Below are 23,295 nucleotides of genomic sequence, written 5' to 3' on the forward strand. Positions count from 1 at the left end.
TTCAAGGTTTACGAGATTGGTGATGTCATTGCCCAACTTGATCTGCTCGCACAGAGCTGTTGCCCAGATGGTCACGCACTGTGCCCGACACCGCTATGCCACCGGCCGGGGCGACGCTCTCAAGTCTAGCCGCAATATTCACTCCGTCTCCGAAGATGTCCTCGCCCTCGACGATGACATCGCCCAGGTTGACCCCGATCCGCAGTCGGATCGCGCAGTCCTCTGGCAAGTCGGCGTTGCGCGCCTCCAGCCGCCGCTGGATGTCGACCGCACAGGCAACGGCGTTAACAACGCTGGGGAACTCAGCCAGAACCCCATCGCCGGTCGCCTTGAAAATCCTCCGCATGTGTTCGGCGATCTTTGGATCGACCAGCTCGGCCCGCAGCGCTCTCAGCGTAGTCAGCGTGCCCATCTCGTCATGGCCCATGAGCCGGCTGTAACCGACCACATCGGCAGCGAGTATGGCCGCCAAACGGCGCTGCACGGCGCTCTCGACCACGCTCGGACTCCTCCCACGTGTGACGGCTCCGCTTTGGAGCCCAGTAACTACACAATACCAGCGCCTTATGTCAGGGCAATCGGGCGCTCGGACATGACCCCTCCCATCGGCAGAGCCATTAGAAACTACGACACGTTCGGGCGGAATGACAGCTTTGGGTCATGGGCGTGATTCAGCCGGGGCGAACGAGCTTCCGCTTAGGGTCGGTTTCGGACGACAAGCGAAGGTCCGCTCCTGAAAAGCGACGGGAATGTCTGGAAATGGCGCGTCCGGCTGGTTCAAACACCAGAGCCGCAGAACGCCCGAAATGAGCGTCGAACGACTGGCTGGGATGGAAGGCAGTCGTTCTCCCGGATAATTGAACGGCAAAAAGTGTGCCATTTTGCGGACCTTGAATCCTTTCGGATGTGCCTTTTCCGTGCACCTTCGCGGTGATTGTGCGGTAGAATGTCGAGCCTTGCGCTCCGGATAACCGGAGCGCCGGAGGAGTCCAATGGACGTCGGCACCTGGCTGCGCGATTTGGGGCTCGCGCAGTACGAACAGGAGTTTCGCGCCAACGACATCGATGCCGAGGTTCTCGCCGACCTCACGGCAGAGGATCTCATCGCGCTAGGCATCACCTCGGTCGGCCACCGCCGTAGATTGCTTGCGGCAATCGCCGCCCTCCGCGACGGCGCGGGTTCTGCGCCCGCCCGTTCTTCGCAAGCCTTCGCTGCGGTCGACGTCACGACCCTGGCAGCTCCAGACGCCGAGCGCCGCCAGCTGACAGTGATGTTTGTCGACCTGGTCGACTCGACCGCGCTCGCGTCAAGGCTCGATCCCGAGGAGGTGAGTGAACTTTTGCGGGCCTATCAGAGCGCCGTGGCCGCCGCAATTGCGCGCTACGAAGGGCACATTGCCAAATATATGGGCGACGGCGTGCTGGCCTATTTCGGTTATCCGCGAGCCCATGAAGACGAGGCGGAACGCGCAGTGCGGGCTGGCCTCGCCGCGGTCGAAGCCATTCACAGCCTTAAGCCAAAATACGACCTGTCGTTGGAGGTCCGCGTCGGCATCGCAACAGGCGGCGTGGTGGTAGGAGAGCTTATCGGAGCCGGGGAGGCGCAGGAGAGGTCTGTCGTCGGCCAGACACCCAACCTGGCAGCACGGCTGCAGTCGCTGGCTGAGCCGAATAGCGTGGTGATCAGCCGGAACACGCGCCGCCTGGTCGGTGGTCTGTTCGACCTTGCCGACCTCGGCTCTCAGCATATCAAAGGCTTCGCCCAGCCAGTGCGTGCTTGGCGAGTGATCGGCGAAAGCCAAGCAGAGAGCCGCTTCGAGGCGCTGCACCCAGCCGCGCTCACACCGCTCGTTGGCCGCGAGGAGGAGCTGGCTCTGCTGCAGCGGCGATGGGACGAGACGCGAGATGGCGAAGGGCAGGTTGTCTTGCTCTCAGGGGAACCGGGAATTGGCAAATCGCGCCTTACGCGCGCTCTACAGCAAAGATCGGACGAGAGCACCTACACGCGCATTATCCACTTCTGCTCGCCTTACCACGTGCACAGTGCGCTGCACCCGATCATCGATCATCTGCAGCGCGCCGCCAGATTCGATCGGGATGACAATGACGAACGGAAACTCGCAAAACTCGAGGAACTGCTCGCGCTTTCGACGCAGAACGTCACAGAAGTGATGCCTATCTTTGCGGCGCTCCTGTCGATTCCATCCGGCGGGCGCTATCCGCAACTACAACTCGCGCCAGAAGAGCTGATGTCAAAAACGCTCGACGCGCTGGCCGATCAGGTCGAGGGTTTGGCGCGGCGGCGACCGGTGCTGGAGCTATTTGAGGACGTGCACTGGATCGACCCGACATCGTTTGAGCTACTGGAGCGGCTCATCGAGCGTGTGCGTAGTCTACCGGTTCTACTGGTGATCACGTTCCGGCCCGAATTCAAACACTCCTGGAGCGGTCACCCGCATGTCACGTCTCTCACGCTGAACCGCCTCAGCCGCAAATCGGGTTGCGGGATGATCGATCGGCTGACTGCCGGCAAGACATTGCCGACGGAGGTGCTGCAGCAGGTCGTGGCAAAGACGGATGGGGTGCCTCTGTTCATCGAGGAGCTAACCAAAAATGTCCTCGAATCCGGGCTGCTGCGCGAAGAGAGTGGAAGCTATGTGTTGGCTGGCCCCCTGCCGCCCTTGGCAATCCCAGCAACCCTTCAAGACTCGCTGACCGCACGTCTCGATCGCTTGATGCCGGTCAAGGAGGTGGCGCAGATCGGCGCGGCCATTGGGCGGGAGTTTTCCTACGAGCTGCTCGCCCTGGTCACTCCACTTCGCGAGAGCGAGCTCCATGGAGCACTGGCGCGGCTTGAGGAATCGCAACTGGTTTATCGGCGCGGCACGCCACCGCAAGCCATTTTTGCGTTCAAGCATGCCCTGGTTCAGGAGGCCGCATATGAAAGTCTGCTCCGCAGTAAACGGCAACAAATACACGCAGCCCTCGCGCAAGCCATAGAGGAGCACTTCGCTGAGAAGGGCACCGCCCAGCCGGAGGTGCTCGCCCACCACTACAGTGAGGCTGGCCTCGCAGAGAAGGCAGTCGGCTACTGGTTGAAAGCCGGGCAGCAGGCGGCGGAACTCTCCGCCAATGCGGAGGCAATCGGCCATCTGATGAACGGTCTGGAAGCTCTGAAATCAATTCCCGAAACGCGTCGGCGTGATGAACTTGAGCTGGACCTTCAGACTGCTCTCGGCATGCCGCTCATGGCCACAAAGGGTTACGGAGCTCCGGAGACCGGCGCCGCCCACGCGAGAGCGCAGGAGCTTTGCGAGCGGCTGGGCCGTAGCCAGCAGCAGCATTTTCCGATCCTCTACGGTCAATGGGCCTATCGCGCAGCCGGCGGCGAGTGGTCGAAGGGGCGCCAACTCGCAGAGGACTTTCTGGGTCGCGCCGAACTCCACGCCGACCGGGCCATGAAGCTCGTCGGACACAGGATTCTCGGATTTTCGCTTGCGCATATTGGAGATTTGCTGGCTGGTCGAGAGCAAATCGAGCAGGCACTTGCGCTTTACGATCCGGGACAGCACCGATCTCTCGCCTTCCGCTTCGGGCAGGATCAGAGGGCAGCTGGTCTCGCCATCTTGTCCATGATCTTGTGGCTGAGCGGCTTTCCAGAAAGAGCATCGGAAACGATGGACCGCGCGACTAAGGCGCTTGAAGAGCTCAATCACTTTAACAGCCGAGGCTACGTGCTTGCCTGGGGGGCTGCGACACTGGCTCATCTCAGTCGAGATGCTGCGGCCGTTCGACTGCACGCGGACGCGGTGATATCCCTATCCGAGGAGCACGGGCTACGTTTGTGGCTGGCCCACGGAAAGATCTTCCGGGGTTGGGCATCGGGTGCACAGGGATCGCCATCGGAGAGCGTTCCACAAATCCTTGAGGGCATGGCGGAGTGCCGAGCGGCGCGACATCGAATGCGCGCGCCATATCACCTGAGTCTTTTTGCTGAGACCCTACACCGCTCGGGCAAAACGGATGAAGCGCTACGTGCGCTCGCCGAGGCCGTTATGTTGGTGGCGGAGACCGAGGAACGCTGGTGTGAGGCGGAACTGCATCGGCTAACCGGTGAGATGCTGCTATCGCTCACTACCCCCAACGCATCCAAGGCTGAGGCATGTTACCGTTCGGCGATCGCGGTCGCCCAAGCCCAAGGCGCGAAGATGCTCGAGCTGCGGGCTGCGGCAAGCCTCGCCCGCCTCTGGCGGGACCACGGCAAGTGCGCGGAAGCCTATGAGCTTCTTGCACCGGTTTATGGCTGGTTCAGCGAGGGCTTGGGCACTTCGGATCTCAATGAAGCGCGGTTGTTACTCGCGACAGTTGCGGGCGAAAATCCATCCGCTTAGGGCCAAAGGCTGCGGTGTGTTAGCTACCGGGTCGAACCGGATACCGTCGAAGTGTCCGCTCTAGGTCAACTTGCGGCGTTGAGCGTCAGACGCTGAAAGACAGGAACGGGTCGAATTCTGCGGTTGAGCGAAGGTCGGCAATGGAGAAGCCCGCCGAATGTCCGGATGTGGCGCGACCTGCTCGTTCTGGCAGATGAGCCGAACAGCAGCGTCGTCGCGTGACGTTCTTGACATTCGCATCGCGGCCGCCTCAAACGGCTTGATGTCGCCTTATTTGGTGTTGGAGCAAGCTATCGTGTTAAGATCGCTGGTCGGCACCGTGCTACCTCTAAGGCAACGCGGCTGCAAGTGCCGGTTCGTACGCATGAGTATACTGCCAGGCTGACCGCAAAAAACAATGCAAAGATTTTCTTGCCGCAGATTTTCGCAAAAGCAAGGAGACGTTCATGAGCGCAAGTGGCCGATATCTCCGGAGCCTGATGGCATGCATGCTTGCCTGTGTCTTCTGGGTGGATACCGCTTCAGCGCAGTCGAATAACGCCGGCTGTACGTTCAGACTGGTAGCAGGTACGTCCCGACAAATTCTGAGATGCCGGCAAGGCCTTACCATCATTGCGGAAGATGGCGCTCGTTTTGCACTGGTGGACCGTGATCGAAATGGTAGTGCCGATGCGGTCAGATTACGGCGCAAGGCGCTGTTGCTCGATGCCCCAGCCGGCAGGGTCCGGGGTGGCTTCGCTGTCGTCACCCCGCAGGCGATCGCCGCGGTGCGAGGTACAAAATGGGCAGTCGACGTTGCCCGAGGCAAGACTTCTGTCTTCGTCGTCAAAGGTCGCGTCGCCGTGCAAAGGCCGGCGTCCAATGCTGGCGTAGTCCTCGGGCCGGGCGAAGGCGTCGATGTGGAAGCCGGAACAGGCACACTGACGGTCAAGCGCTGGCCCGCCGCACGTGTTTCGGCATTGATGGCGCGTTTCGGTCAGTAAGCTAAATGAGCGGGCGAGCGCTTCAGACGCTGATCGCGCTCGTCCTGGCGGGTCTTTGGGGGGCCGGGCTTGGCTTTGCGCACTGGCGCGGCAACATGTGGGGCCTCGATCGCGTCGAAGCAACGATGACGGATCTTCGAACGCTTGTTCGGGGAACGGCAAAGCCGCCGGAGCTGATTACCATTGTCGCAATAGACGACGAAGCGGTCCGAAACGAGGGCCGCTATCCCCTCAGCCGCGCCACGCTTGCCCGGATTGTCGACACGATAGCTCGCTTTGGACCGAAAGCCATTGCGGTCGACCTGCTGCTGGTCGATCCCGGGACAAAAGATGATGATGAGGCGCTCGCGCGTTCGCTGCGCGGAACTTCAAGCGTAATCGCTGCTGCAGCGGTCTACTCGGGAGGTAAACAATCGATTGCAGTCGAGGGCGATGGCCCTCTCGCCCGAGTGCCGAATGCCAAGCAGTTTTTGTGGCCCCTCAAAGCGTTCTCGGATATCGCCGCTGTCGGCGTCGTGAACGTGGTTACCGACTGGACGGGAACGCCTCGGTTCATCCCGCTGCTGTTTCGGGCCGGAGATCGGACGGAAGCGTCTTTCTCCCTGCGCGTTGCCGCCATGGCGGTGGGAGAGGATCCGGGAATAGCGCCCGACTATCTATCTCTGGGCCGACAGCGGATTCGGACGGACATTGGTCACATACTCCCTCTGACATTCTATGGCCCCCGCGGCACGATCCGCACGATCAGCGCCACGACGGTGCTGGGCGGCCAAGTCGATGGCGGCATTATTCGGGATCGAATTGTTGTGATCGGAGCAACTGCAACCGGCGCCGGCGATGTTTTCCCGACACCGTTTGATCCCGTGCTCCCAGGCGTCGAGGTCATGTCGACGGCCATTGCCCATCTGATGACCGGCGACGGCATAGTGCGAGATCAGTACGTTCGCCTTGCAGATGCCGGCTTTGCGGTGGTGCTGCCGGTGGTTCTTGTGGGGCTGTTGGCATGGCGTCGCAATGCCATCGGCCTTGCAGCGATCGTCGGCGTGGTTGTGATCTGGTTCGTGGTCAATATGACCGCATTCTCACACCATATCTGGCTGAGCGCGGCGTTGCCGATGGCCGCCGCCGTTCCACCGGCTATTTTGTTCGGGGCCGCGCAGCTTTGGTTGGGCCGGAACCAGGCCCAGTATTTCGCCACGCAGAGCGAATTGCTTCAACGAGTTCAGGCCCCGGGCTTTGAGGCGTGGCTCGCGAAGCATGGCGACTTTCTCCTGGAACCTCTCCGGAGGGACGCCGCCATCATATTCATTGACCTGTCCGGTTTCACCGGACTGAGCGAAACATTGGGGCCGAACGCCACACGCGAACTTTTGAACACGTTCCATGCGTTGGTGGACGAAGAGGTGACAAGCTGCGGTGGCGTTGTCACGAATTTCATGGGTGACGGAGCCATGATCCTGTTCGGGCTACCGGAAGCAGCGACAGATGATGCCTTCAATGCTGCCCGCTGCTGCGCAGCGCTCGCCAGCCGTACCAACAACTGGCTCGTCTCGTTGCCCGCATCAACTGCATCCAGGCTCGGCTTCAAGATCGGAGCGCATTACGGAACAATCGTTGCGTCGAGACTCGGTGGCAAAGGCCGTCAGCACATCGCGACTACGGGTGATACGGTTAACGTCGCCAGTCGCTTGATGGAGATCGCGGCCGGCCAAAATGCCGAAGTCGCAGTGAGCGACGAAATCCTGCAAGTCGCCGGCCGCGACTGCGAGTTGTTCAAATCTGGTGCTCTAAGAGGACCTGTGGAAGCACAGGTCCGCGGGCGTTCAGGCTCGCTCGCAATCTGGCTGTGGCAGAGTTCGCAGACGCTGCAGGATACCAGGCCCCGTGAACAATGATGGTACCGGAATGTCTGAATGGCGACCGTTTGGCCGCGACATTTCGAATCCTGCCTGAGGCCTCGGCCAACCCGAACGGGAGATTCTGAATAAATCCGCAATGATGGAAGGCAGCTTCGGGTCATGGGCGTGAATTCGGCCGGGGGCCAACGAGCTTCCGCTTAAGGTCGTATCAGGCTGTAGCGCGAACGGCAGGTTTGGAGAAACGCAATAAGGATCGGCAAATGGCGCTCCTAAGCCGTTCGGCCGATCCCCGCCGAATGGCGATCTCCCCACCCGCAGCCGTCGTTCTTCCGAATCCTTTCCGCAACGTATGCTGAACCGAAAGGGGGATTTCGATGCATCGCCTTCTCATCGGCGTGGTCTGTAATCAGGCAGGAACGTAGGTCAACCTGATGACTTCCCCGCCGATTCGCTCGCTGGCCACAAGGCGGAGCGGTGGCCGAGAGCCGGCGAAGAAGGGCTTGCCGCGACCAAGCACCACGGGGTGACGGTAGAGGCGGTATTCGTCGATCAGACCCATTTCGGTCAGGCTTTGCGCCAACTCTGGTCCGGAAGCGGAAATCTCTCCTGTTAGCTTGGCCTTTAGCCTGCGTATCACTACCTCGACGTCATCCGCGATAAGCGTGGCATTGGGACCGACCGACTTCAACGAGCGCGATACATTTCGGCTGGCGCCGCCACGCCGCCGCGAACTCGTGTTGCTCCGTACTCCACTCAGGACGATCTTCGTCCCAATAGCGCATGGCCTCGTACATGCGGCGACCGTACACACTGCCGGTCAGGTCGCGCACATGCTCTATCCAGTGACGAAAGAGCGCGGGTCTTGGCGCAGGTAATTCCTCGTGGTCGACATAGCCGTCGAGGGACTGGTTCATTCCGAATACGATTTTCGCCATGCTGCAAAATCCCCCCGTCGCGTCAGGTATACAAGACGAACGACAGCCAAGCGCCCCCGACACATGCTCGAAATTTTTTCTTGTGGGGGTCGTTAGCCGGTTCATGTCGCAAAATTCCCGAGTCTTGAATCGGTTTCGCGACTGATATTGACGTCGCAAAACCGGATGTTCTGCGACGCCCTTTCTAACGTCACACGTGGGGCACGGATTTGCCGAGTGGCTGCACCGCCAAGCGCAGGCCCATCGTGCGAAGGACGGCATTCAGGCTGCGCAGCTCTGGGTTCCCCTTCTCCGAAAGGGTACGGTAGAGTTGCGTGGGGTTCAGCTCGGCCGACTTGGCGACGGCGGGCATGCCGCCGAACGCCTTGGTCATTTGCCGGAGCGTCACCAGCAGTTCGCCCTGGTCGCCATCCGCAAGGATCGCGTCGAGCGTGGCAGCGGCCGTCGCCGGATCGTCCCGGAACAGATCGGCCATTGCGTCGTCATGACTGCGGTCTTTCATCGTCATTGCTCCTTCAAACAGTACGGTTTTGCCAGTCGCGCCAATAGTCACACGCCCGGTCAATGTCGGCGTCCTGTGTTCGTTTGGTGCCGCCGCACAAGAGCAGGATCACCGTCTTGCCCGATCGGACGTAGTAAACCCGGTAGCCAGGGCCGACATCGATGCGCAGTTCGTGGACGCCCTCGCGAAGCGGCTTGAAATCACCGAAGTTGCCTTGCTCAAGCCGGTTCAATCGTCGGATGATCGCCGCTTTGGCTTGTACGTCGCGAAGCTTGCGCAGCCAGCCGGCAATCAGGTCTTCGCCGTCACGCGTGATGTAGTGTCGTACATCGAACATTTAGGCGATATTCGTTTAAAAACGAATTTTTCGCAAGCCCTTTTTTGCCCGCTGACCATCACAATGTGGGAGCTGTACCTCGCGGATATCAGGAATTACGCGACAAATCGCGAGTCTGGCGCCAGACGGCATGTCCACATTTGGGTAGGGGCTGGGCTCGCGGCCACCCTTTTTCAGACGTCGAATGTCCCTACTGCACCGTCAACTCGGCTCGCTCGCCGGCTGTGATGGTCACCGTGCTTTCCTTCGAGCTGTTGTCCAACTTTTCGGAGACGACGGCGTAGTCGCCGGCCGGCAGCGCCGCCTGATATTTCTCGTCATAGGCGTAGCCAAGCGATTTGCGGTTGCCGTTGATGTCCTTCTTCGCATCGAAAATCTCGATCTTCGAAGCTCCTGGCGCGGTGATCGCCAGCACGCCGGCATTGATGGCGATCTTCAGATCCTGATGCTCACCGGCCTTGACGCTGAACGGCTGCTCGACGACGGCAAGGTCGACCGTCGCCGTCAGCACATAGTCGTCGGGCGGCAGATCGAACTTGCTGTCGGGGCCATAGGCATAAGCCACCTCTTGCCTCGTTCCGTCGATCTTCTTTTTTGCCTTGAACACCTTGAAGCCAATGCCCGAGCCGTCGGCCTTGTCGCCACCGGCAATGTAGTAGGCGTTGGCAACGACACGGCCGACGCCGACGACGATATCCTTGTCGACGACGTTGCCGGCAGTGAGCGGGATGGTTTCGGTAACCTCGCCCTGCCCGATCCTGACCGTGACTTTCTGATCGCCGGCCGGCAACACCACCTTGGTGTCGCCATAATAGGTCGCAGGCATTTCAACGCCCGGAAAGGCGATCACGACAGCCGCACCATCGGCCACATCCGCTCCCTCGCTTGGCCGCGGATGAATGATGAGCGTGCCGGCATCGAGCACGAACAGGGGTTTGTAGACCTCGACCGCCTCGACCGTGATCTTCTGTTCGGTCCTGGCCTCGCCATGGCGCGCCACGACTGTGTAGTCACCCGGCTCCAAATTGCCTTTATAAGCTCCGTATTCGGTGGCGACGTACTCGCCGCGCGTGCCGTCGGACTTTGCCTTGAATATCTCCCAGGAATTGCCGTCGGTGACGGGATCGCCGCCATCGGCGAGCACCACGGCGGGCATGAAGTTGAACTCCGGTTTTTCCGACGCGGCGACCGGCTGCGGCGCTGGCGCTGGTTCGGGCGCCGGTGCAGGTGCGGCGGCGATGGTCTCGACCAGCGCGTCCTGCAGCGCCTTCTCATCCGACGCCTGGATGTATTTGCCGCCGGTGTTGTCGGCGAGGCAAGCAACCTGCCTGCCCTCGTCCGCGGTCAGGCCGAAGCCGACGACGTTTACGGTGAAGTCGACGCCGGCAGCCCTCAGTTCCCTGCCGAGCGCGCAGGGGTCGCCTTTGCAGGTCTCGAGCCCGTCGGTGATCAGGATGACGGTGGCCTTGTCCTCGGTGTATTTCAGCGCCTCGGCCGCCTGCCTGACGGCTGATGTCAGCGGCGTCTTGCCGATGAATTTCAGGCTGTCGGCGGCAGTGGAAACAGCACCTGCCGAGCCGGCCTGCGGCGGCACGATGAGCTCGATGTCCTCGCAACTGCCCTTCTCGCGATGGCCATAGGCCATGAAGCCGATTTCCTTGTCGGCGGGGACCGATTGCAGCACCGTTCGCAGCGATTCGCGGGCGATTTCGAGCTTCGGCTTGCCGTCGATCTGCGCCCACATCGAACCGGAGGCGTCGAGAACGATGACGACACGGTCGGCGGCAAGGCCGAGCGTCGTCATCCACAACAGGAGCGCCGCCGCAACGATGCTCCGTGCAAGTCCCGCCATGAAATCTCCCCCCAGTCAGTGGCCGCCAGTTCGTCGCAGCCAGTCAGCTTCTGCCAGCAGTCCATGCCCGCCAGTCCGTCCCAGCCGGGGGAAGCTATTTGACGCCGCGTCAGGATACAAGCCCGGGCGCCGGGGCACGTGGCGGGCCTGACTGCGCCAAACCCCTCAATATGTCGTGCGCCGCTCTTCGGAAGGCGGCCGGCCAAACTGCAGCCGGTAGCTCTGGGCAAAATAGGAGTGCGAGGTGAAGCCGGTGGCGATCGCCACGTCGAGGATCGGCATGTTGGTCTGGCGCAGCAATTCGCGCGCCCGCTCAAGCCTGAGCCGCATGTAATAGCGGCCGGGCGTCACACTGAGGTGACGCAGGAACAGCCGCTCGACCTGGCGCACCGACAGGCCCGCCGACTTGGCGAGCTGCACCGCCGACAGCGGCTCGTCGAGATGGTCGGCCATCAGCTCGACGATGCGCCGCAGCTTCTCCGATTTGCCGGTCAGGTCTCGCTCGGGGCCGACGCGCTGGCGGTCGCCGGCGGAGCGGATGCGCTCGTGCTGGAACTGGTTGGCGACGCCGTTGGCGAGGCTCGAGCCGAAATCGCCGCGCACGATCTCCAGCATCAGGTCGATGGAGGTGGTGCCGCCGGCGCATGTGTAACGCTTGCGATCGATCTCGAAGACGTTGCCGGTGCAGTTGATGTCGGGAAACCGTTCGACGAAGCCGGCGCGGTTTTCCCAGTGGATGGTGCAGCGATAGCCTTCGAGCTGGCCTGCCTCGGCGAGCAGATAGGAGCCGACCGACAGTGCGCCGAGCGCGTTGCCGCGCCGGCCCCAGCTGCGCAGCGCCGCCAGCACCTTGCTCTTGCCGGGAAACTCGGTGGTCAGCCCGACCGAGACGAAAAGAATATCGACCGGCGGCAGATCGGCGACAGCGTAGTCGATCTTGAGCGGCAGGCCGTTGGAGGCCATGACGGCATCGCCGTCGGCCGACACCGTCGTCCAGCCATAGAAGTCGTGGCCGAGCAGCCGGTTCGCCGACCGGAACGTGTCGATTGCGGCGGCCAGCGAGAACATGGAAAACTTGTCGACCAGCAGGAAGCCGAACTGCCGGCCGCCGTGAATGGGATCATTGGCGACCGGCCGCTCTGGGGGAACAGTGAGGTTCGGCAAAGCTTTGGGCTTTCCAGGTTCAGAAAGACGGCCGTTTCAATCCGGCCGCGAGATAGGCGGAAGCTAGCGTGTTGGCCATCAGCATGGCAATGGTCATCGGGCCGACGCCGCCGGGCACTGGCGTGATGGCGCCGGCCGTCCTGGCCGCTTCCGCATAGGCGACGTCACCGACGAGACGGGTCTTGCCTTCGCCCTTTTCTGGCGCCGCGATGCGGTTGATGCCGACGTCGATGATGGTGGCGCCCGGTTTGACCCAGTCACCCCTGACCATTTCAGCTCTGCCGACAGCGGCAACGAGAATGTCGGCGGTGCGCGCCAGTGCAGCCAGGTCCTTCGTGCGGCTGTGCGCGATGGTGACGGTGCAGTTGGCGGCAAGCAGAAGATTGGCCATCGGCTTGCCGACAATATTGGAGCGGCCGACGACCACCGCATTGAGCCCGGAAAGATCCTTGCCGCGCACACGCTCGATGAGCAGCATCGAGCCGGCCGGCGTGCAAGGCACGAACGCCGTCTCCAGTTCGCCGGTGCCGAGCTTGCCGACATTGATGAAGTGGAAGCCGTCGACATCCTTTTGCGGCGCTATTGCCTGGATGACCTTGCCCGCATCGATATGGCCAGGCAGCGGCAGCTGCACCAGGATGCCGTTGATGCCGGGATCGGCGTTGAGTTCGCCGATGATAGCAAGCAGTTCCAGTTCGGACATCTCGGCCGGCAGCGTGTGCTGGACCGAATGAAAGCCGCATTCCTTGGCGGTGCGGGATTTGGAGGCGACGTAAACCTGGCTCGCCGGATCCTCGCCGACGATGACCACGGCGAGACCGGGTTTGTGCGCGCCCTTTTCCATCAGTTCGATCGTCAGGGCCTTGACGCGCCGCACCACGCCTTCGGCAACGCTTTTTCCGTCAATCAACTCGGCCATCAACCATCCTCGACATCGCTCTGCTTCGGGCGGCATTCTCACGAAAATCCGACCGGGCAATCCCGTCAAAGCGCCGTCTTATGCCGCTAACTCGAAACCGATGGCTTTTATTCTATTCGGCGCTCAGAAATAGCGCCGCGATCGGCTTTCGGTGAGTTCGCGAACCGCTTCGCGGAATTCGCGCAAGCTGGCTCGGATTTCCTCGATGGAGGCTTGCTGTTCAGCGGCTTTCGAAGCCTGATCTGCCTCGTCCGACGAGGCTCGCGGATACTGCTGCTGCGGATGAGGCACTGGTCCGGCATGGGGCGGAACGGGCGGCTGGTATGCTTTGTCTTCAATGGGTGTCCGGCGCTCCTCTGTCCGGCGGCGCGGCCGCGAATCGGCGGTTTCGCGCAGGCTCGCATAGGCGCCGCGCATGGCGCCGAGGCCGACACCGGAAGCAAGCCCCGCCAGCAGGCCGGCAAGCACCGTCATGGCGCGCGACGGTCCGTTTGGCTCGAGCGGGGCGAAGGCCTTGGAGATCACGTTGATGTTGGCGGTGTTGATGTCCTTCTGCTCGCCGGTCTCCCTGGCGCGGAGAAGATATTGCTCATAGACGGAGCGTTTGGCGGCGGCCTCGCGCTCCAGTTCGCGCAGCGTGACCAAGTCGCTGTTGACGTCGCCGCTGCGGACCTTCAACTGTGCCAGCCGGGAGGCCAGATCCTGTTCGAGCTGCACGGCGCGCCTCAAGTCGACCTGCAGCGACGAGGCGATGCGGCGCAGTTCCCCGGCGATACGCTCGCGCGATCCGGCAAGCTGGGCATTGAGCGCCTGGAGCTCGGGATGGCGCGGGCCGAGCCGGATCGCGGCGCGGTCGGCCTCCTGCTTGAGCGTCGCATATTGCGAGCGCAGCTCGCTCATGGTGTTGGAGTTGATCTCCTCCGGCAAGGTGCCGCTCAGAACCGAATTCACGTCGATCGAGCGCGCCGACGCCGCGCGGGCGTTAAGTTCCAGCGTGCGCGCGCGGGCGATGGCCAGCTGCTGGTTGAGCTTGAGCATCTCGTCGTCGCTAATCAAATGGCCTTGCGCGTCGACGAGGTCGTGCGCGGCCCTGAAATCCTCGACCTTGCGCTCGGCCACTTCGACGCCCTTGCGCAGCTCGTCGAGCCTGCCCGTCAGCTCGTTGGTCGCGCGGCCAGCGGTGTCGGACTGGATCTGACCGAAGGTCTGCAGAAAAACATCCGTCATCGTGTTGGCGATGAGCGCCGACTTCTCGCCATTTTGCGTGGTGGCGCTGACGGAGATGACAAAGGTCTTGCCGCCGCGCTCGACCGAAAGGCTCTCCGCCAGATTGGCGACGGCCAGCGCACGGCGGCGACCTTCACCGGCAGCCGGCCCGTCATTGCGCGACAGGATCGACCGGATGACCGTCATCATCCCCAGCCCATCGGAACCTTGCCCGTTGAACTCCGGATCATTGACGAGATTGAGCTTGTCGACGACCTTGTTGAGAACGGTGCCGGAGGTGAGCACGCGAACCTGGTTCTCGACGATGGCCAGCGTGGCGTCGGACGCAACCACCGATTGCGTGAGGTCGCGGTCGGTGAGCTTCAGGTCGCGCGGGTCGACGATCAGCTCTGCGGTGGCTTCATATTTCTTCGGCGTCGACAGCGCGATGGCGACGCCAAGCGTGGCGCCCAGTATCGTCATGGCGACGATCAGCAGCTTCGAGCGGGCAATGCCGCGGACGACCTGCATCGGATCGATCAACGGCTTCCATTCTTGTCTGTCGTCATCCTGACGGGAAGACCGCCGCTCGTCATCTGCATATCCGGGTTCGGGTGCGGCATATCGAGGTTCGGGTGCGGCGTATCGAGGCTCGAACGCGGCGTATCGAGGCTCGAACGCGGCGTAACGGGAGTCGGCATCGGAGCGGCGGTCCTCGGAAACAGCGGCAGCAACCGGCTTCTCCCGTGGCATGGCTTCCGCATGGTCCGCTTCAATGGGCTCGTCGGTCTCAGGCGGCATCCGGGCGGCCGAGGCCGATGCATCCTCGGCTTGAAACCGGCTTGTTTCATCGTTCGCCGATAGCTCCGGAGTCACCCAGCGTTCCGGGGTCGCCGAGGGCTCCAGGTTTGCCGAGAATTCCGGATGCGCCCGCCGCTCGCGGCGTAAGCGCGCGACACGATGGCGCGCTGCAGCATCCTCGCGCCATGACGGGTCTGCCCGGTCCCCGATCGCAACCAGCGATGGTTCTTCTTCGCCGCGCAACGCCTGGCCGAGCGCCAGCAAGGAGCGCTCGCGCTTCCAATCTTCACGGTTTTGCCTGTCGACCATTGTCGTGGAGCTTGCCCTTTGCGGCTTGGACGCGCGGTCAGCCATTCGTTAAACCACGCTAAACAAGTATAGGAAACAAAAGGTTAATTTCCCAGCCTTGAAGACACGGTTTCCCTCTAGGGTTGTGCCCTTCTTGAAAGCATCGAAAGCGCCCAGAACCGCGCGTTAAACTTTCCGGCCTATGCTGTCTCGACACATGACCCAGGCTGGCAACATCCCGCAAAAACGGCCTCTCGCCCGGATCGGCGCTTTCGTCGCCGAGCGACGGCGACTGGTTTGCGACTATCTTTCGGCGATCAGCGGCGCGGGCGGGCGGCTGGTGTTTTCGCTCGCCTATTTCATCGCGCTGGCCAACACGCTGTCGATCGCCGAGTTCGGCATGTTCGCCACCGCTTCGGCGGCCGGCGTGATGCTGTCGCGCATCCTGGCCTTCGGCTTCATCTCGGCGCTTTACCGAACCGCCACCATCCGCCCCAATCTGATCGGCACCTTCACGGCCGGCTTCCTGCTGTTTGGCGCGATATCGCTGCCATTGCTGGCTGCCGCCTCCTACGGCGTCTACCTGGTCTTCTTTGCCGGCACCGTGCCGCTGTCGGTCTTTGCGGCGATCGTGTTTGCCGAGGCGTTGCTGTGGCGGCCGGTCGAGGTGGCGCTGATCGTCAACAACGGCCTCGGCAAATTCGGCCGCGCCGCCCTGCTGACGATCCTGGCGACGGCCTTGCGGGCGCTCGGCGCCGTGCTGTTCATGTTCGCGGCGCAGCCGACCATAGGAGCCTGGTCCTGGTATTACATCGGCGCCAACGCCGCCTCGCTGCTCATCGCCTTCGGATTTTTCTATCCGCGACAGCGGCTGCGGCTGCGGCTGGCGCTCTATCTGCGGCGGCTCGCCGATTCCATCTACGTGGCCGGCGCAGAGGTGCTGTTCTACCTGCAGATGGAATTCGACAAGCTGCTGGTGCTGGCGATCGGCGGTCCGCACCTCGCCGGCATCTATGCCATCATCATGCGGCTGGTCGACCTGACGGCGATCCCGATCCGCACCTTCTCGATGATGCTGGTTCAGCGTATGATGCGGGCGCCGGAACTTTTGTCGCGCCTTTCGGTCAAGAGCGGTATCGAAGGCGGCGTGTTCGCGGTCTCGACGCTGGCGCTGGCGACACTCGCCATCGTGCTGCATTTTTTCCCCAACGCGCTCGGCAGGAATGTTGCGGAGGCCGCCCCTTTGGTGGCGCTGGCGATCTGCGTGCCGGGCCTGCGCAATCTCGTCGAATACCAGGCCGAGCTTCTGTTCGCGCGCGGCCAGACGCTGGTGCGGGCGATCAACCTGGCGCTGCTTGCCGGGCTGAAGGCGGTGCTGCTGACCTATGTGCTGACCCATATCCTGGACACACCCGATCTGGTGCTGTCGCTCAACGTCGTCTTCCTGCTGCTCTATCTCGCCTCGGCGCTGCTCACCTACTCGGTGATGCGCAGGCCGGCGAAGCCGGTCTAGGTCGACCAGCTGGCGGCCGTCGATGCCGAGATGGGATGGACACTTCGATTCGTTGGCAGTAGTCGCTGGCGATGGGACGCCACAAATGATCACGCGTGGTTTACAGGCGAAGGCCGTTATAGCAATCAAGCTCTAAAATGGGGGGAGTTCTACGAAGTGATCGGCGACGGCGGGGCAGTCGACGAGCCCGATTGGGGGGTTCTGTCGTCGGACAGTCCGACATCACGGCATTTCTTGTTCTATTTTCGAGATGAGACCCTCGAGGTTGTCGCCCGAGACTGGTCGTTCACTCGAAAAATGCCGGGTGTCGGGTAGCGGCGAGCCTTGCCGCCGCTTCTCCAGAGCAACGTTCGCGCCACGACTGCTACCAGTTCGTTGCGGCCGTTTATCGTTCAGCCCGCGTCAGTTAGGCATCGCGCAGCAGTGTGCTATCGGGCAGATGAGCCGGGCCAACGGAGTGATGAGATGCGTCTGAGGAATTGCCACAACTTCCATGACTTCCGCAGCATGGCCAAACAGCGCCTTCCCCGACCGATCTTCAACTACATTGACGGTGCGGCCGATGACGAAGTCACTTATCGGCGCAACAGGGCTGCCTTCGATGACTGCGACCTGGTGCCGAATGTTCTGCGCGGCGTGACCAATGTGGACATGTCGGTGACCGTCATGGGCCAGAAGCTAGCGATGCCGGCCTACTGCTCGCCAACAGCGCTCCAGCGCCTGTTCCACCATCAGGGCGAACGTGCGGTGGCGGCAGCGGCGGCGAAATATGGCACGATGTTCGGCGTCTCCTCGCTCGGCACCGTCAGCCTCGAAGAGGCGCGCCAGATCAGCAATGGGCCGCAAGTCTACCAATTCTACTTCCACAAGGACCGCGGATTGAACCGCGAGATGATGGCCCGGGCCAAGCAGGCGGGAGTAGAGGTGATGATGCTGACGGTGGACAGCATCACCGGCGGCAACCGCGAGCGTGACAAGAGAACGGGGTTCGCCATCCCCTTCAAGCTCAATCTCGCTGGCATCGCGCAGTTCGCGGTCAAACCGTCATGGGCGATCAACTACTATATGCATGAGCGGTTCCGGCTGCCACAGCTCGAAGGCCATGTCGACATGGGCGGCGGCGCGATGTCGATCAGCCGCTACTTCACGGAGATGTTGGACCCCTCCATGTCGTGGGGCGACGTTGCCGAGATGGTGCAGCACTGGGGCGGACAGTTCTGCCTGAAAGGCATCATGTCGGTCGAGGATGCCAGGCGTGCGGTCGAGATTGGTTGCACCGGAATTGTCCTCTCCAATCACGGCGGTCGCCAACTCGACGGCTCGCGTACCGCGTTCGACCAGCTTGCCGAGATCGTCGATGCGGTGGGAGACAGAATCGATGTGATGATGGATGGTGGCGTGCAGCGCGGCACCCACGTGCTCAAGGCCCTGTCGCTGGGCGCAAAGGCCGTCGGATTGGGCCGCTACTACCTTTTCCCACTGGCGGCCGCCGGACAGGCCGGCGTCGAACGCGCACTGGAATTGATGCACATCGAGATTGAGCGGGGCATGAAGCTGATGGGCTGCACCTCGGTCAACGAACTCACGCGACGGAACCTGCGCTTCCGGCAGTAACAGGCGACTTCCCACCCTTTCATGACCTCCTGCCAGGAAGGTCGGGGGCCTAAGCCCGGTCATTAAAGGGCGATGAGTTTTTATCCTCGGACTAATCGAGCCCGATCAGGCGGCGGATGCGGCCGACATCGGTGCCGATAAAGGACTGCATGCCGATGGCCACCTGTTGCGGCGCCATGGCGGCGACGAAACGGCGGAACTCGTCATCCGACAGCGCCTCGCCCGTCCAGTGGACGCGGCAGAACTCCTCCGAGCCATGGAAATGGCCGGCGCCGGCGAGCACGTCGTCGACATAGCGGCCGTAGATCATGCATTCGGAGAATTTGCGCGCCGCACCGACGACTTCGACCCAGTTGCGGCCATGGATCTTCTCGATCCGCGCGCACAGCGCCGTCACGGTTTGGCGGCGCCAGGCAATCAGCGTCGAAATGTAGTCGTGGGTCGAAACCTCCGATGGCTCGATGCCAAGCGCCGAACCGGCATTGCGCGACCTCCGCGCTCCGTGCAGATCACGCATGAAAAGCTTTCGCATGAATCCCTGCAGCATTTTCCGACGCCGAAACTGCTAGATTCGTTTTTTTCAGAAGATTGGCCGTTTCGCAAGCATCGAGCCATCAGGCCCAATTCAAGGACAATTGCTCACACGCTCTGTCAATTTTGTCTTTGAGGCTTGTGCGTGGTACGATATGGTACAAAGAAGGTGATGTTTGTTTGGACATTACGCGGAGCAACGGTAATTTAGAGTCATCTAATGTATCAAGACTCCGCGCTCCAATCGCTCGAAGAGCACGAAAGTAAGAATGCGAAATTTACGCATTCTCTTGATTTTTCAACCTTTAGCTTTCAACCTCACGAGCAATTTCCGGCTTTCCGTTTCGCCAATCGAGGCGTGATGGACTTGTCAGCCGTGCGGGATTGTCCTCAATCCTTTCCGGCCCGCCAAACGGTGTGGAACCTGGATAGACTCGCTTTTATGCGAACTGAGCTTCCAGGCGAAAATCATGCTCATCGCCAGAAGCATCTGAAAAATGCCGTTCTTGACCATTGGTATGTCACCCTGCCGTTTTGCTTGCCGGGTGAGTGGCATAAAGGCGAGAAAGCTGTGCCTGAGCTGCACTGCCTGGCCAGCCCGTTCGATAGACAAATCAATCACGACGGGGTCCTTACGCTCTTCATCCCAAACGATCTGTTTATCTCGACTGCCGGGCTCCATCGAATGTTGGATGCCAAGTTCGAAGGAGGGCTCGGTAAGCTGCTGGCAGACTACCTGCTTCTTCTCAACCGGTCGCTGGCGGATTTGCAGTCGCCGGAGATACCATACGTCGTCGAGGCAACACGAAGCCTTGTGGCCGTATGTCTCGCGCCCTCCCAAGATCGCTTGAGAGAAGCACAAACCCCAATCGACGCGACATTTCTAGGCCGAGCGCGACGGATGATTGACGGCAGACTTGTGGATCACCAACTGACATCCCAAACGCTGTGCGCGGAACTTGGCGTGTCCCGCTCCCGGCTATACAGAATTTTCGAGCCGCTCGGGGGAGTAGCTTCTTACATTCGGAGGCAGCGGCTACTGCGAACGCGGGACGCGCTCTCCGACATTGGCGATACGCGGTCCATATCCCGGATCGCCGAGCAATGGGGCTTCGTCGATGCTTCCAGCTACAGTCGAACGTTCAGGCACGAATTCGGCATTTCACCGAAGGAAGCACGGGATATAGGTTGGGCGAGCGATGGCTTAGTCGTGGCGCAGCAATGCCAGGCACGACACGAAGGGCCGCAAACGCTTTACCAGCTACTCCGCACTGTCGATGGAACCTGACCGGACCGAGCACGGCGGGACAAGTCCGCGCTAACGTCAGCTTAGCCGCCTCACGGCGCTCCCAGGCGAGCGACGGTCTTACCTGCAGCATCGACGAGCATCAGATTTCCATCCTGTACAAAATACGCCGCAGTTTGCGAAAGCGCTGCGTGGAAGACCGCCTCTTGAACGGATTTGGCATCTTCGCAGGCCATCATTGTCGATGCCAGCTGGCCAAATTTCATTGTCGTACCTTCCATGTCGACGTTGCCGCGAAAAGCGTTGCAGCCACCATTGCCGCTCACCGCGCCATCAGCATCAAAAATAAGCGTCGACGTCACGTTCGTATCGGCGCTCTTGCCGTCCAGCTCTAAAACCCTCCATTCGGTACCTGCCAGCGAGACGCCGGAAGCCTCCTCTGCGTTCTTACTGCCCGCCTGAACGAGGAGGATTGAAAACAATTCTCCCGCTCTCGCCAGATCGACCGGGGTCGGCTCGGCACTGGCGAACCAGGCGGAGCCGCCGACCTCAATGCGGGCCTGTATCGCATAGGCCTCTCCGTTCGACAGTTTGCTTGAATCGAGAACCAGGCCAAAGGCAATGGGAACTTGTCCGGCCGGCGCCACCGCAGTTGCGGCCAGGGCGGTTTCTGGCTTGGCCAAATCTATGAATTCCACAAGGAGAGTGGCATCTGAGGGTAGCGCAATCCGCTCCCGGTAGAAGGCGCTGCCGGACAGTTTCACATCCGCAGCATACGCGCCATGCGACGCTAGGCAGCATATGGCTGCGGCAACAAGGGCTGACAGCAGCTTCACGGCGTTTCTCCTACCTATAAAAATGACAAACTGAGATTTATCCGCTGACAGGCGTCGCCCCGCGCGTGATGAAAAGGACCTTCAGCCGAGCAATATCTTCAGGTGTAATGCTCGGCGGATCGGTTACGGCCAGCCACGCATCGATATAGTGCTGTGGTGCAAAGACATGGCCGTAACCCATTGGAGACGTCGTCGCTATTGCCATATCGACCGTCAGTTGCAGCATCGTGATAAGCGGATACCAGCGAACCTCTTCCGATACGTCGGGTCCGCGCGGCTCTTTCATCCAATCGGGTTCTCGATAAAGCGTGGCGACGTCGAAGAAGGTTATCGGATCGCTGGCATATTGAAGGTAGACTATCCGGATCGGTCCCCACTCCGCGTCTGGAATGTCCAAGGCATCGTTCTGATTGGTGAACCGGAAGATCGAGCTGTTGCGAAATCGGGGGAGCCATTCGGGCGATCCGGAATTGCGGCCGTCAGTAACGGATCGCCAGGTGCGGCTTGCGAAGGGTGGCCCGCTCCACAAAGCGCCTTGAAACGGATCTGCGACGACATCGTAAAGGTTCGCCGACTGTTCAGAGTTCATCGCCCCGAGGCTTAGGCCGTGCAAGTAGAGTTTCGGGCGGACGTCGCGTGGAAGCGAAGACCAGTAGGTGTAGACCTCTTGGAACAGCGCGTCGCCGGCCTCCGCGCCGTAGTCCGGCTCGACCAGGAGGGATAGCCAACTGGCGAGGTAGGAGTATTGCATTGCGACGCTCGCGACATTGCCCCTGTGAAGATATTCAACCGGGTCCAGCGCAGCCGGATCAATCATGCCGGTACCAGTCGGCACGATGATGATCAGTATGGACCTTTCGAACGCGCCGGTACGTTTCAATTCCTGCAAGGCCAGCTTCGCGCGTTCATCGGCAGTGTCGGCCGAACTCATTCCGACATACACCCGAATAGGGTCCACAGCCCCTTCCCCGAAGAAAGTTGCTATCTCTGCCGCCGTTGGACCGGAACTGACAAACCTGCGGCCCTGCCTGCCGAGTTCTTCCCATGACAGCAAAGAAGCCGCGCTTCCGGTCTTGATCGATTGCGCGGGCCTGCTGCGGTCATCTTCGATGAGAGCATCCATCTGCTTGAACGAGGAATCCAGGATTCTAAGCGTCAGGCTGAAGACCAGTCCCTCGACGACCGACCAGAACAGCGCGACCGCCAGCAGGCCGCCGACAAGGTGAGAGACCCGCCTCGGGACGAAGCGTCCCAGCCAGCCGGAGAACACCAGGAAGGTGTGCCTGAAGAGGTGTGCCAACAACATGAGTGTCGCAAATACGACGACAGCGACAATCCCTGTCTTGAGCGGACTCGCGGTGTCCAGCGGAGCGAGATCCATCAAAACGCGGATCGAATTCTGCCATTCCAGAGTTCTCCAAAGGAACACGGCGGCAATCACAACGCACGTGCCGGCGACTGCAATTCTCATCGCCTTCAGGGTTCGGTCCCGTAGCTGCGGCAATTCGAGATAGATCCACAGCGAATAAGCGACGAAGCCGATGCCGTATCCGAGTGCAGCTGAAAGTCCCGAAAGCACACCCTGGACCAGATAGGATCGTGGTATAAGGCTGGGCGTAAGCGAGACCGCGAACGCAAGGGTCGCTACCAGTATCCCTGTCGCGAGGAATGAATGTGCGAGCTTGGTCAGGATCGCGCGCAACTCATTGGTCCTCAGCGTTTAACGGACAGCAACTTTGTAAGACGGCGCAACGATCGAGTCCTTAGGCTGAATCTAACGGCCTCCAGACCCTGGAACGATGGCCCAGACCATTATCTTCTAAGTCGACGCAGATCGACGACGCGGCCATTGTTCGCGCTCACTGCAATTTCGAAACGGAATGCGCCGCGCCTGGCGCGATAGACGAAGAACCGCCCGCGGCAATCGACACGTCGAATGTCTCTGAAGCCGCGATTGCGCAAGATTCGCTCGCCATCACGACAAGTGATGGCACGGCCATTATTGAGGCTGGTGCCGATATTGATGTTTACCGTGACTGCGTGGGCGGGCGTTGGCGAAGCTGCAGGGACAACGAAGCTGAGAGCTATACCAAAGCAAGCGAACAAATGACGATGCATAAGACTTCCTCCGTATTGACGGGCTCTTCGAGAACAATTCGTCGTCGGCTGCCTTGTCAAGGCAAAGACGGTGCCAGTCCCTAATTTAGGGACAACCAGACAAACTCAGGACTCTGTGCTCATGACCTCTCTCCATCGAAGCTAAGATCGAGATGGGTAGAAAACAAAACTTGCCTCCTGTCCGCGTGTTGCCGTCCTTG

Annotated in this window: 15 protein-coding genes and 3 pseudogenes; 6 read left to right on the forward strand and 12 right to left on the reverse strand. The window is 61.1% G+C overall.

Annotated elements, in window-relative coordinates:
• Positions 1-28: 28 nt before the first annotated feature.
• Positions 29-484 (reverse strand): annotated as a pseudogene (locus tag AC0L3H_RS21615) (adenylate/guanylate cyclase domain-containing protein); the annotation flags it as partial.
• 508 nt (positions 485-992) lie between these two features.
• On the opposite strand from AC0L3H_RS21615, the gene AC0L3H_RS21620 reads away from it, so the two are divergent.
• The 3 genes from AC0L3H_RS21620 to AC0L3H_RS21630 all read left to right on the forward strand — a co-directional run bounded on the left by AC0L3H_RS21620 (position 993) and on the right by AC0L3H_RS21630 (position 7,269).
• Positions 993-4,391: an AAA family ATPase gene (locus AC0L3H_RS21620; RefSeq protein ID WP_473586830.1), complete on the forward strand. Its 3,399-nt coding sequence runs from the start codon at positions 993-995 to the stop codon at positions 4,389-4,391.
• A 446-nt stretch (positions 4,392-4,837) separates the two neighbouring features.
• Positions 4,838-5,374, forward strand: coding sequence for a FecR domain-containing protein (locus AC0L3H_RS21625; protein WP_473494474.1), 537 nt, complete (start codon positions 4,838-4,840; stop codon positions 5,372-5,374).
• A 5-nt stretch (positions 5,375-5,379) separates the two neighbouring features.
• Entirely contained in the window at positions 5,380-7,269 is a 1,890-nt protein-coding gene (locus AC0L3H_RS21630; RefSeq protein ID WP_473586831.1) for a CHASE2 domain-containing protein, read from the forward strand.
• Between the two features lie 370 nt (positions 7,270-7,639).
• Here the strand turns inward: AC0L3H_RS21630 and AC0L3H_RS21635 are convergent.
• The 7 genes and pseudogenes from AC0L3H_RS21635 to AC0L3H_RS21665 form a co-directional block, all read right to left on the reverse strand.
• Positions 7,640-8,168: pseudogene (locus AC0L3H_RS21635) on the reverse strand (dihydrofolate reductase family protein).
• Positions 8,169-8,358: 190 nt separating this feature from the next.
• Positions 8,359-8,670, reverse strand: a complete 312-nt coding sequence (locus AC0L3H_RS21640; protein WP_473511393.1) for a helix-turn-helix domain-containing transcriptional regulator — start codon at positions 8,668-8,670, stop codon at positions 8,359-8,361.
• Positions 8,671-8,683: 13 nt separating this feature from the next.
• Complete coding sequence (locus tag AC0L3H_RS21645; RefSeq protein WP_473511391.1) at positions 8,684-9,007, reverse strand: type II toxin-antitoxin system RelE/ParE family toxin; 324 nt, start codon at positions 9,005-9,007, stop codon at positions 8,684-8,686.
• Between the two features lie 190 nt (positions 9,008-9,197).
• Complete coding sequence (locus tag AC0L3H_RS21650; RefSeq protein WP_473511389.1) at positions 9,198-10,859, reverse strand: vWA domain-containing protein; 1,662 nt, start codon at positions 10,857-10,859, stop codon at positions 9,198-9,200.
• Between the two features lie 165 nt (positions 10,860-11,024).
• Complete coding sequence (locus AC0L3H_RS21655; protein ID WP_287055993.1) at positions 11,025-12,023, reverse strand: GlxA family transcriptional regulator; 999 nt, start codon at positions 12,021-12,023, stop codon at positions 11,025-11,027.
• 19 nt (positions 12,024-12,042) lie between these two features.
• Positions 12,043-12,942 (reverse strand): bifunctional methylenetetrahydrofolate dehydrogenase/methenyltetrahydrofolate cyclohydrolase, encoded by a 900-nt coding sequence (locus AC0L3H_RS21660; protein WP_473511387.1) that lies wholly within the window; start codon positions 12,940-12,942, stop codon positions 12,043-12,045.
• Positions 12,943-13,065: 123 nt separating this feature from the next.
• Positions 13,066-15,258 carry a GumC family protein gene (locus AC0L3H_RS21665; RefSeq protein ID WP_473511466.1) on the reverse strand — a complete coding sequence of 731 codons (2,193 nt, stop codon included), beginning with the start codon at positions 15,256-15,258 and terminating at the stop codon, positions 13,066-13,068.
• A gap of 196 nt (positions 15,259-15,454) precedes the next feature.
• Between AC0L3H_RS21665 and AC0L3H_RS21670 the strand changes: the two genes are divergently transcribed.
• Together AC0L3H_RS21670 and AC0L3H_RS21675 are read left to right on the forward strand one after the other, a co-directional pair.
• Positions 15,455-16,750, forward strand: coding sequence for a lipopolysaccharide biosynthesis protein (locus tag AC0L3H_RS21670; protein ID WP_473586832.1), 1,296 nt, complete (start codon positions 15,455-15,457; stop codon positions 16,748-16,750).
• Positions 16,751-17,215: 465 nt separating this feature from the next.
• Complete coding sequence (locus AC0L3H_RS21675; RefSeq protein ID WP_473519408.1) at positions 17,216-18,364, forward strand: alpha-hydroxy acid oxidase; 1,149 nt, start codon at positions 17,216-17,218, stop codon at positions 18,362-18,364.
• A gap of 91 nt (positions 18,365-18,455) precedes the next feature.
• Here AC0L3H_RS21675 and AC0L3H_RS21680 read toward each other — a convergent pair.
• A pseudogene (locus tag AC0L3H_RS21680) lies at positions 18,456-18,854 on the reverse strand (DUF6492 family protein); the annotation flags it as partial.
• A gap of 261 nt (positions 18,855-19,115) precedes the next feature.
• Here AC0L3H_RS21680 and AC0L3H_RS21685 point away from each other — a divergent pair.
• Positions 19,116-20,183, forward strand: a complete 1,068-nt coding sequence (locus tag AC0L3H_RS21685; RefSeq protein WP_473586833.1) for a helix-turn-helix domain-containing protein — start codon at positions 19,116-19,118, stop codon at positions 20,181-20,183.
• A gap of 50 nt (positions 20,184-20,233) precedes the next feature.
• Here the strand turns inward: AC0L3H_RS21685 and AC0L3H_RS21690 are convergent, their stop codons facing one another.
• From AC0L3H_RS21690 to AC0L3H_RS21700, 3 genes are all read right to left on the reverse strand, one after another.
• Entirely contained in the window at positions 20,234-20,977 is a 744-nt protein-coding gene (locus tag AC0L3H_RS21690; RefSeq protein ID WP_473586834.1) for an META domain-containing protein, read from the reverse strand.
• Between the two features lie 37 nt (positions 20,978-21,014).
• On the reverse strand, positions 21,015-22,679 hold the full coding sequence (locus tag AC0L3H_RS21695; RefSeq protein WP_473586835.1) for an alpha/beta hydrolase: 1,665 nt from the start codon (positions 22,677-22,679) through the stop codon (positions 21,015-21,017).
• A 110-nt stretch (positions 22,680-22,789) separates the two neighbouring features.
• Complete coding sequence (locus tag AC0L3H_RS21700; RefSeq protein WP_473586836.1) at positions 22,790-23,095, reverse strand: hypothetical protein; 306 nt, start codon at positions 23,093-23,095, stop codon at positions 22,790-22,792.
• Between the last annotated feature and the right edge of the window lie 200 nt (positions 23,096-23,295).

The organism is Mesorhizobium sp. WSM4816, from assembly GCF_055811535.1.

Bases quoted from the DNA above. Each gene is read 5' to 3' on its own strand.
- AC0L3H_RS21620 (WP_473586830.1), top strand. From the start codon at position 993: ATGGACGTCGGCACCTGGCTGCGCGATTTGGGGCTCGCGCAGTACGAA.
- AC0L3H_RS21625 (WP_473494474.1), top strand. From the start codon at position 4,838: ATGAGCGCAAGTGGCCGATATCTCCGGAGCCTGATGGCATGCATGCTT.
- AC0L3H_RS21630 (WP_473586831.1), top strand. From the start codon at position 5,380: ATGAGCGGGCGAGCGCTTCAGACGCTGATCGCGCTCGTCCTGGCGGGT.
- AC0L3H_RS21640 (WP_473511393.1), bottom strand. From the start codon at position 8,670: ATGAAAGACCGCAGTCATGACGACGCAATGGCCGATCTGTTCCGGGAC.
- AC0L3H_RS21645 (WP_473511391.1), bottom strand. From the start codon at position 9,007: ATGTTCGATGTACGACACTACATCACGCGTGACGGCGAAGACCTGATT.
- AC0L3H_RS21650 (WP_473511389.1), bottom strand. From the start codon at position 10,859: ATGGCGGGACTTGCACGGAGCATCGTTGCGGCGGCGCTCCTGTTGTGG.
- AC0L3H_RS21660 (WP_473511387.1), bottom strand. From the start codon at position 12,942: ATGGCCGAGTTGATTGACGGAAAAAGCGTTGCCGAAGGCGTGGTGCGG.
- AC0L3H_RS21665 (WP_473511466.1), bottom strand. From the start codon at position 15,258: ATGGTCGACAGGCAAAACCGTGAAGATTGGAAGCGCGAGCGCTCCTTG.
- AC0L3H_RS21670 (WP_473586832.1), top strand. From the start codon at position 15,455: ATGACCCAGGCTGGCAACATCCCGCAAAAACGGCCTCTCGCCCGGATC.
- AC0L3H_RS21675 (WP_473519408.1), top strand. From the start codon at position 17,216: ATGCGTCTGAGGAATTGCCACAACTTCCATGACTTCCGCAGCATGGCC.
- AC0L3H_RS21685 (WP_473586833.1), top strand. From the start codon at position 19,116: ATGTATCAAGACTCCGCGCTCCAATCGCTCGAAGAGCACGAAAGTAAG.
- AC0L3H_RS21700 (WP_473586836.1), bottom strand. From the start codon at position 23,095: ATGCATCGTCATTTGTTCGCTTGCTTTGGTATAGCTCTCAGCTTCGTT.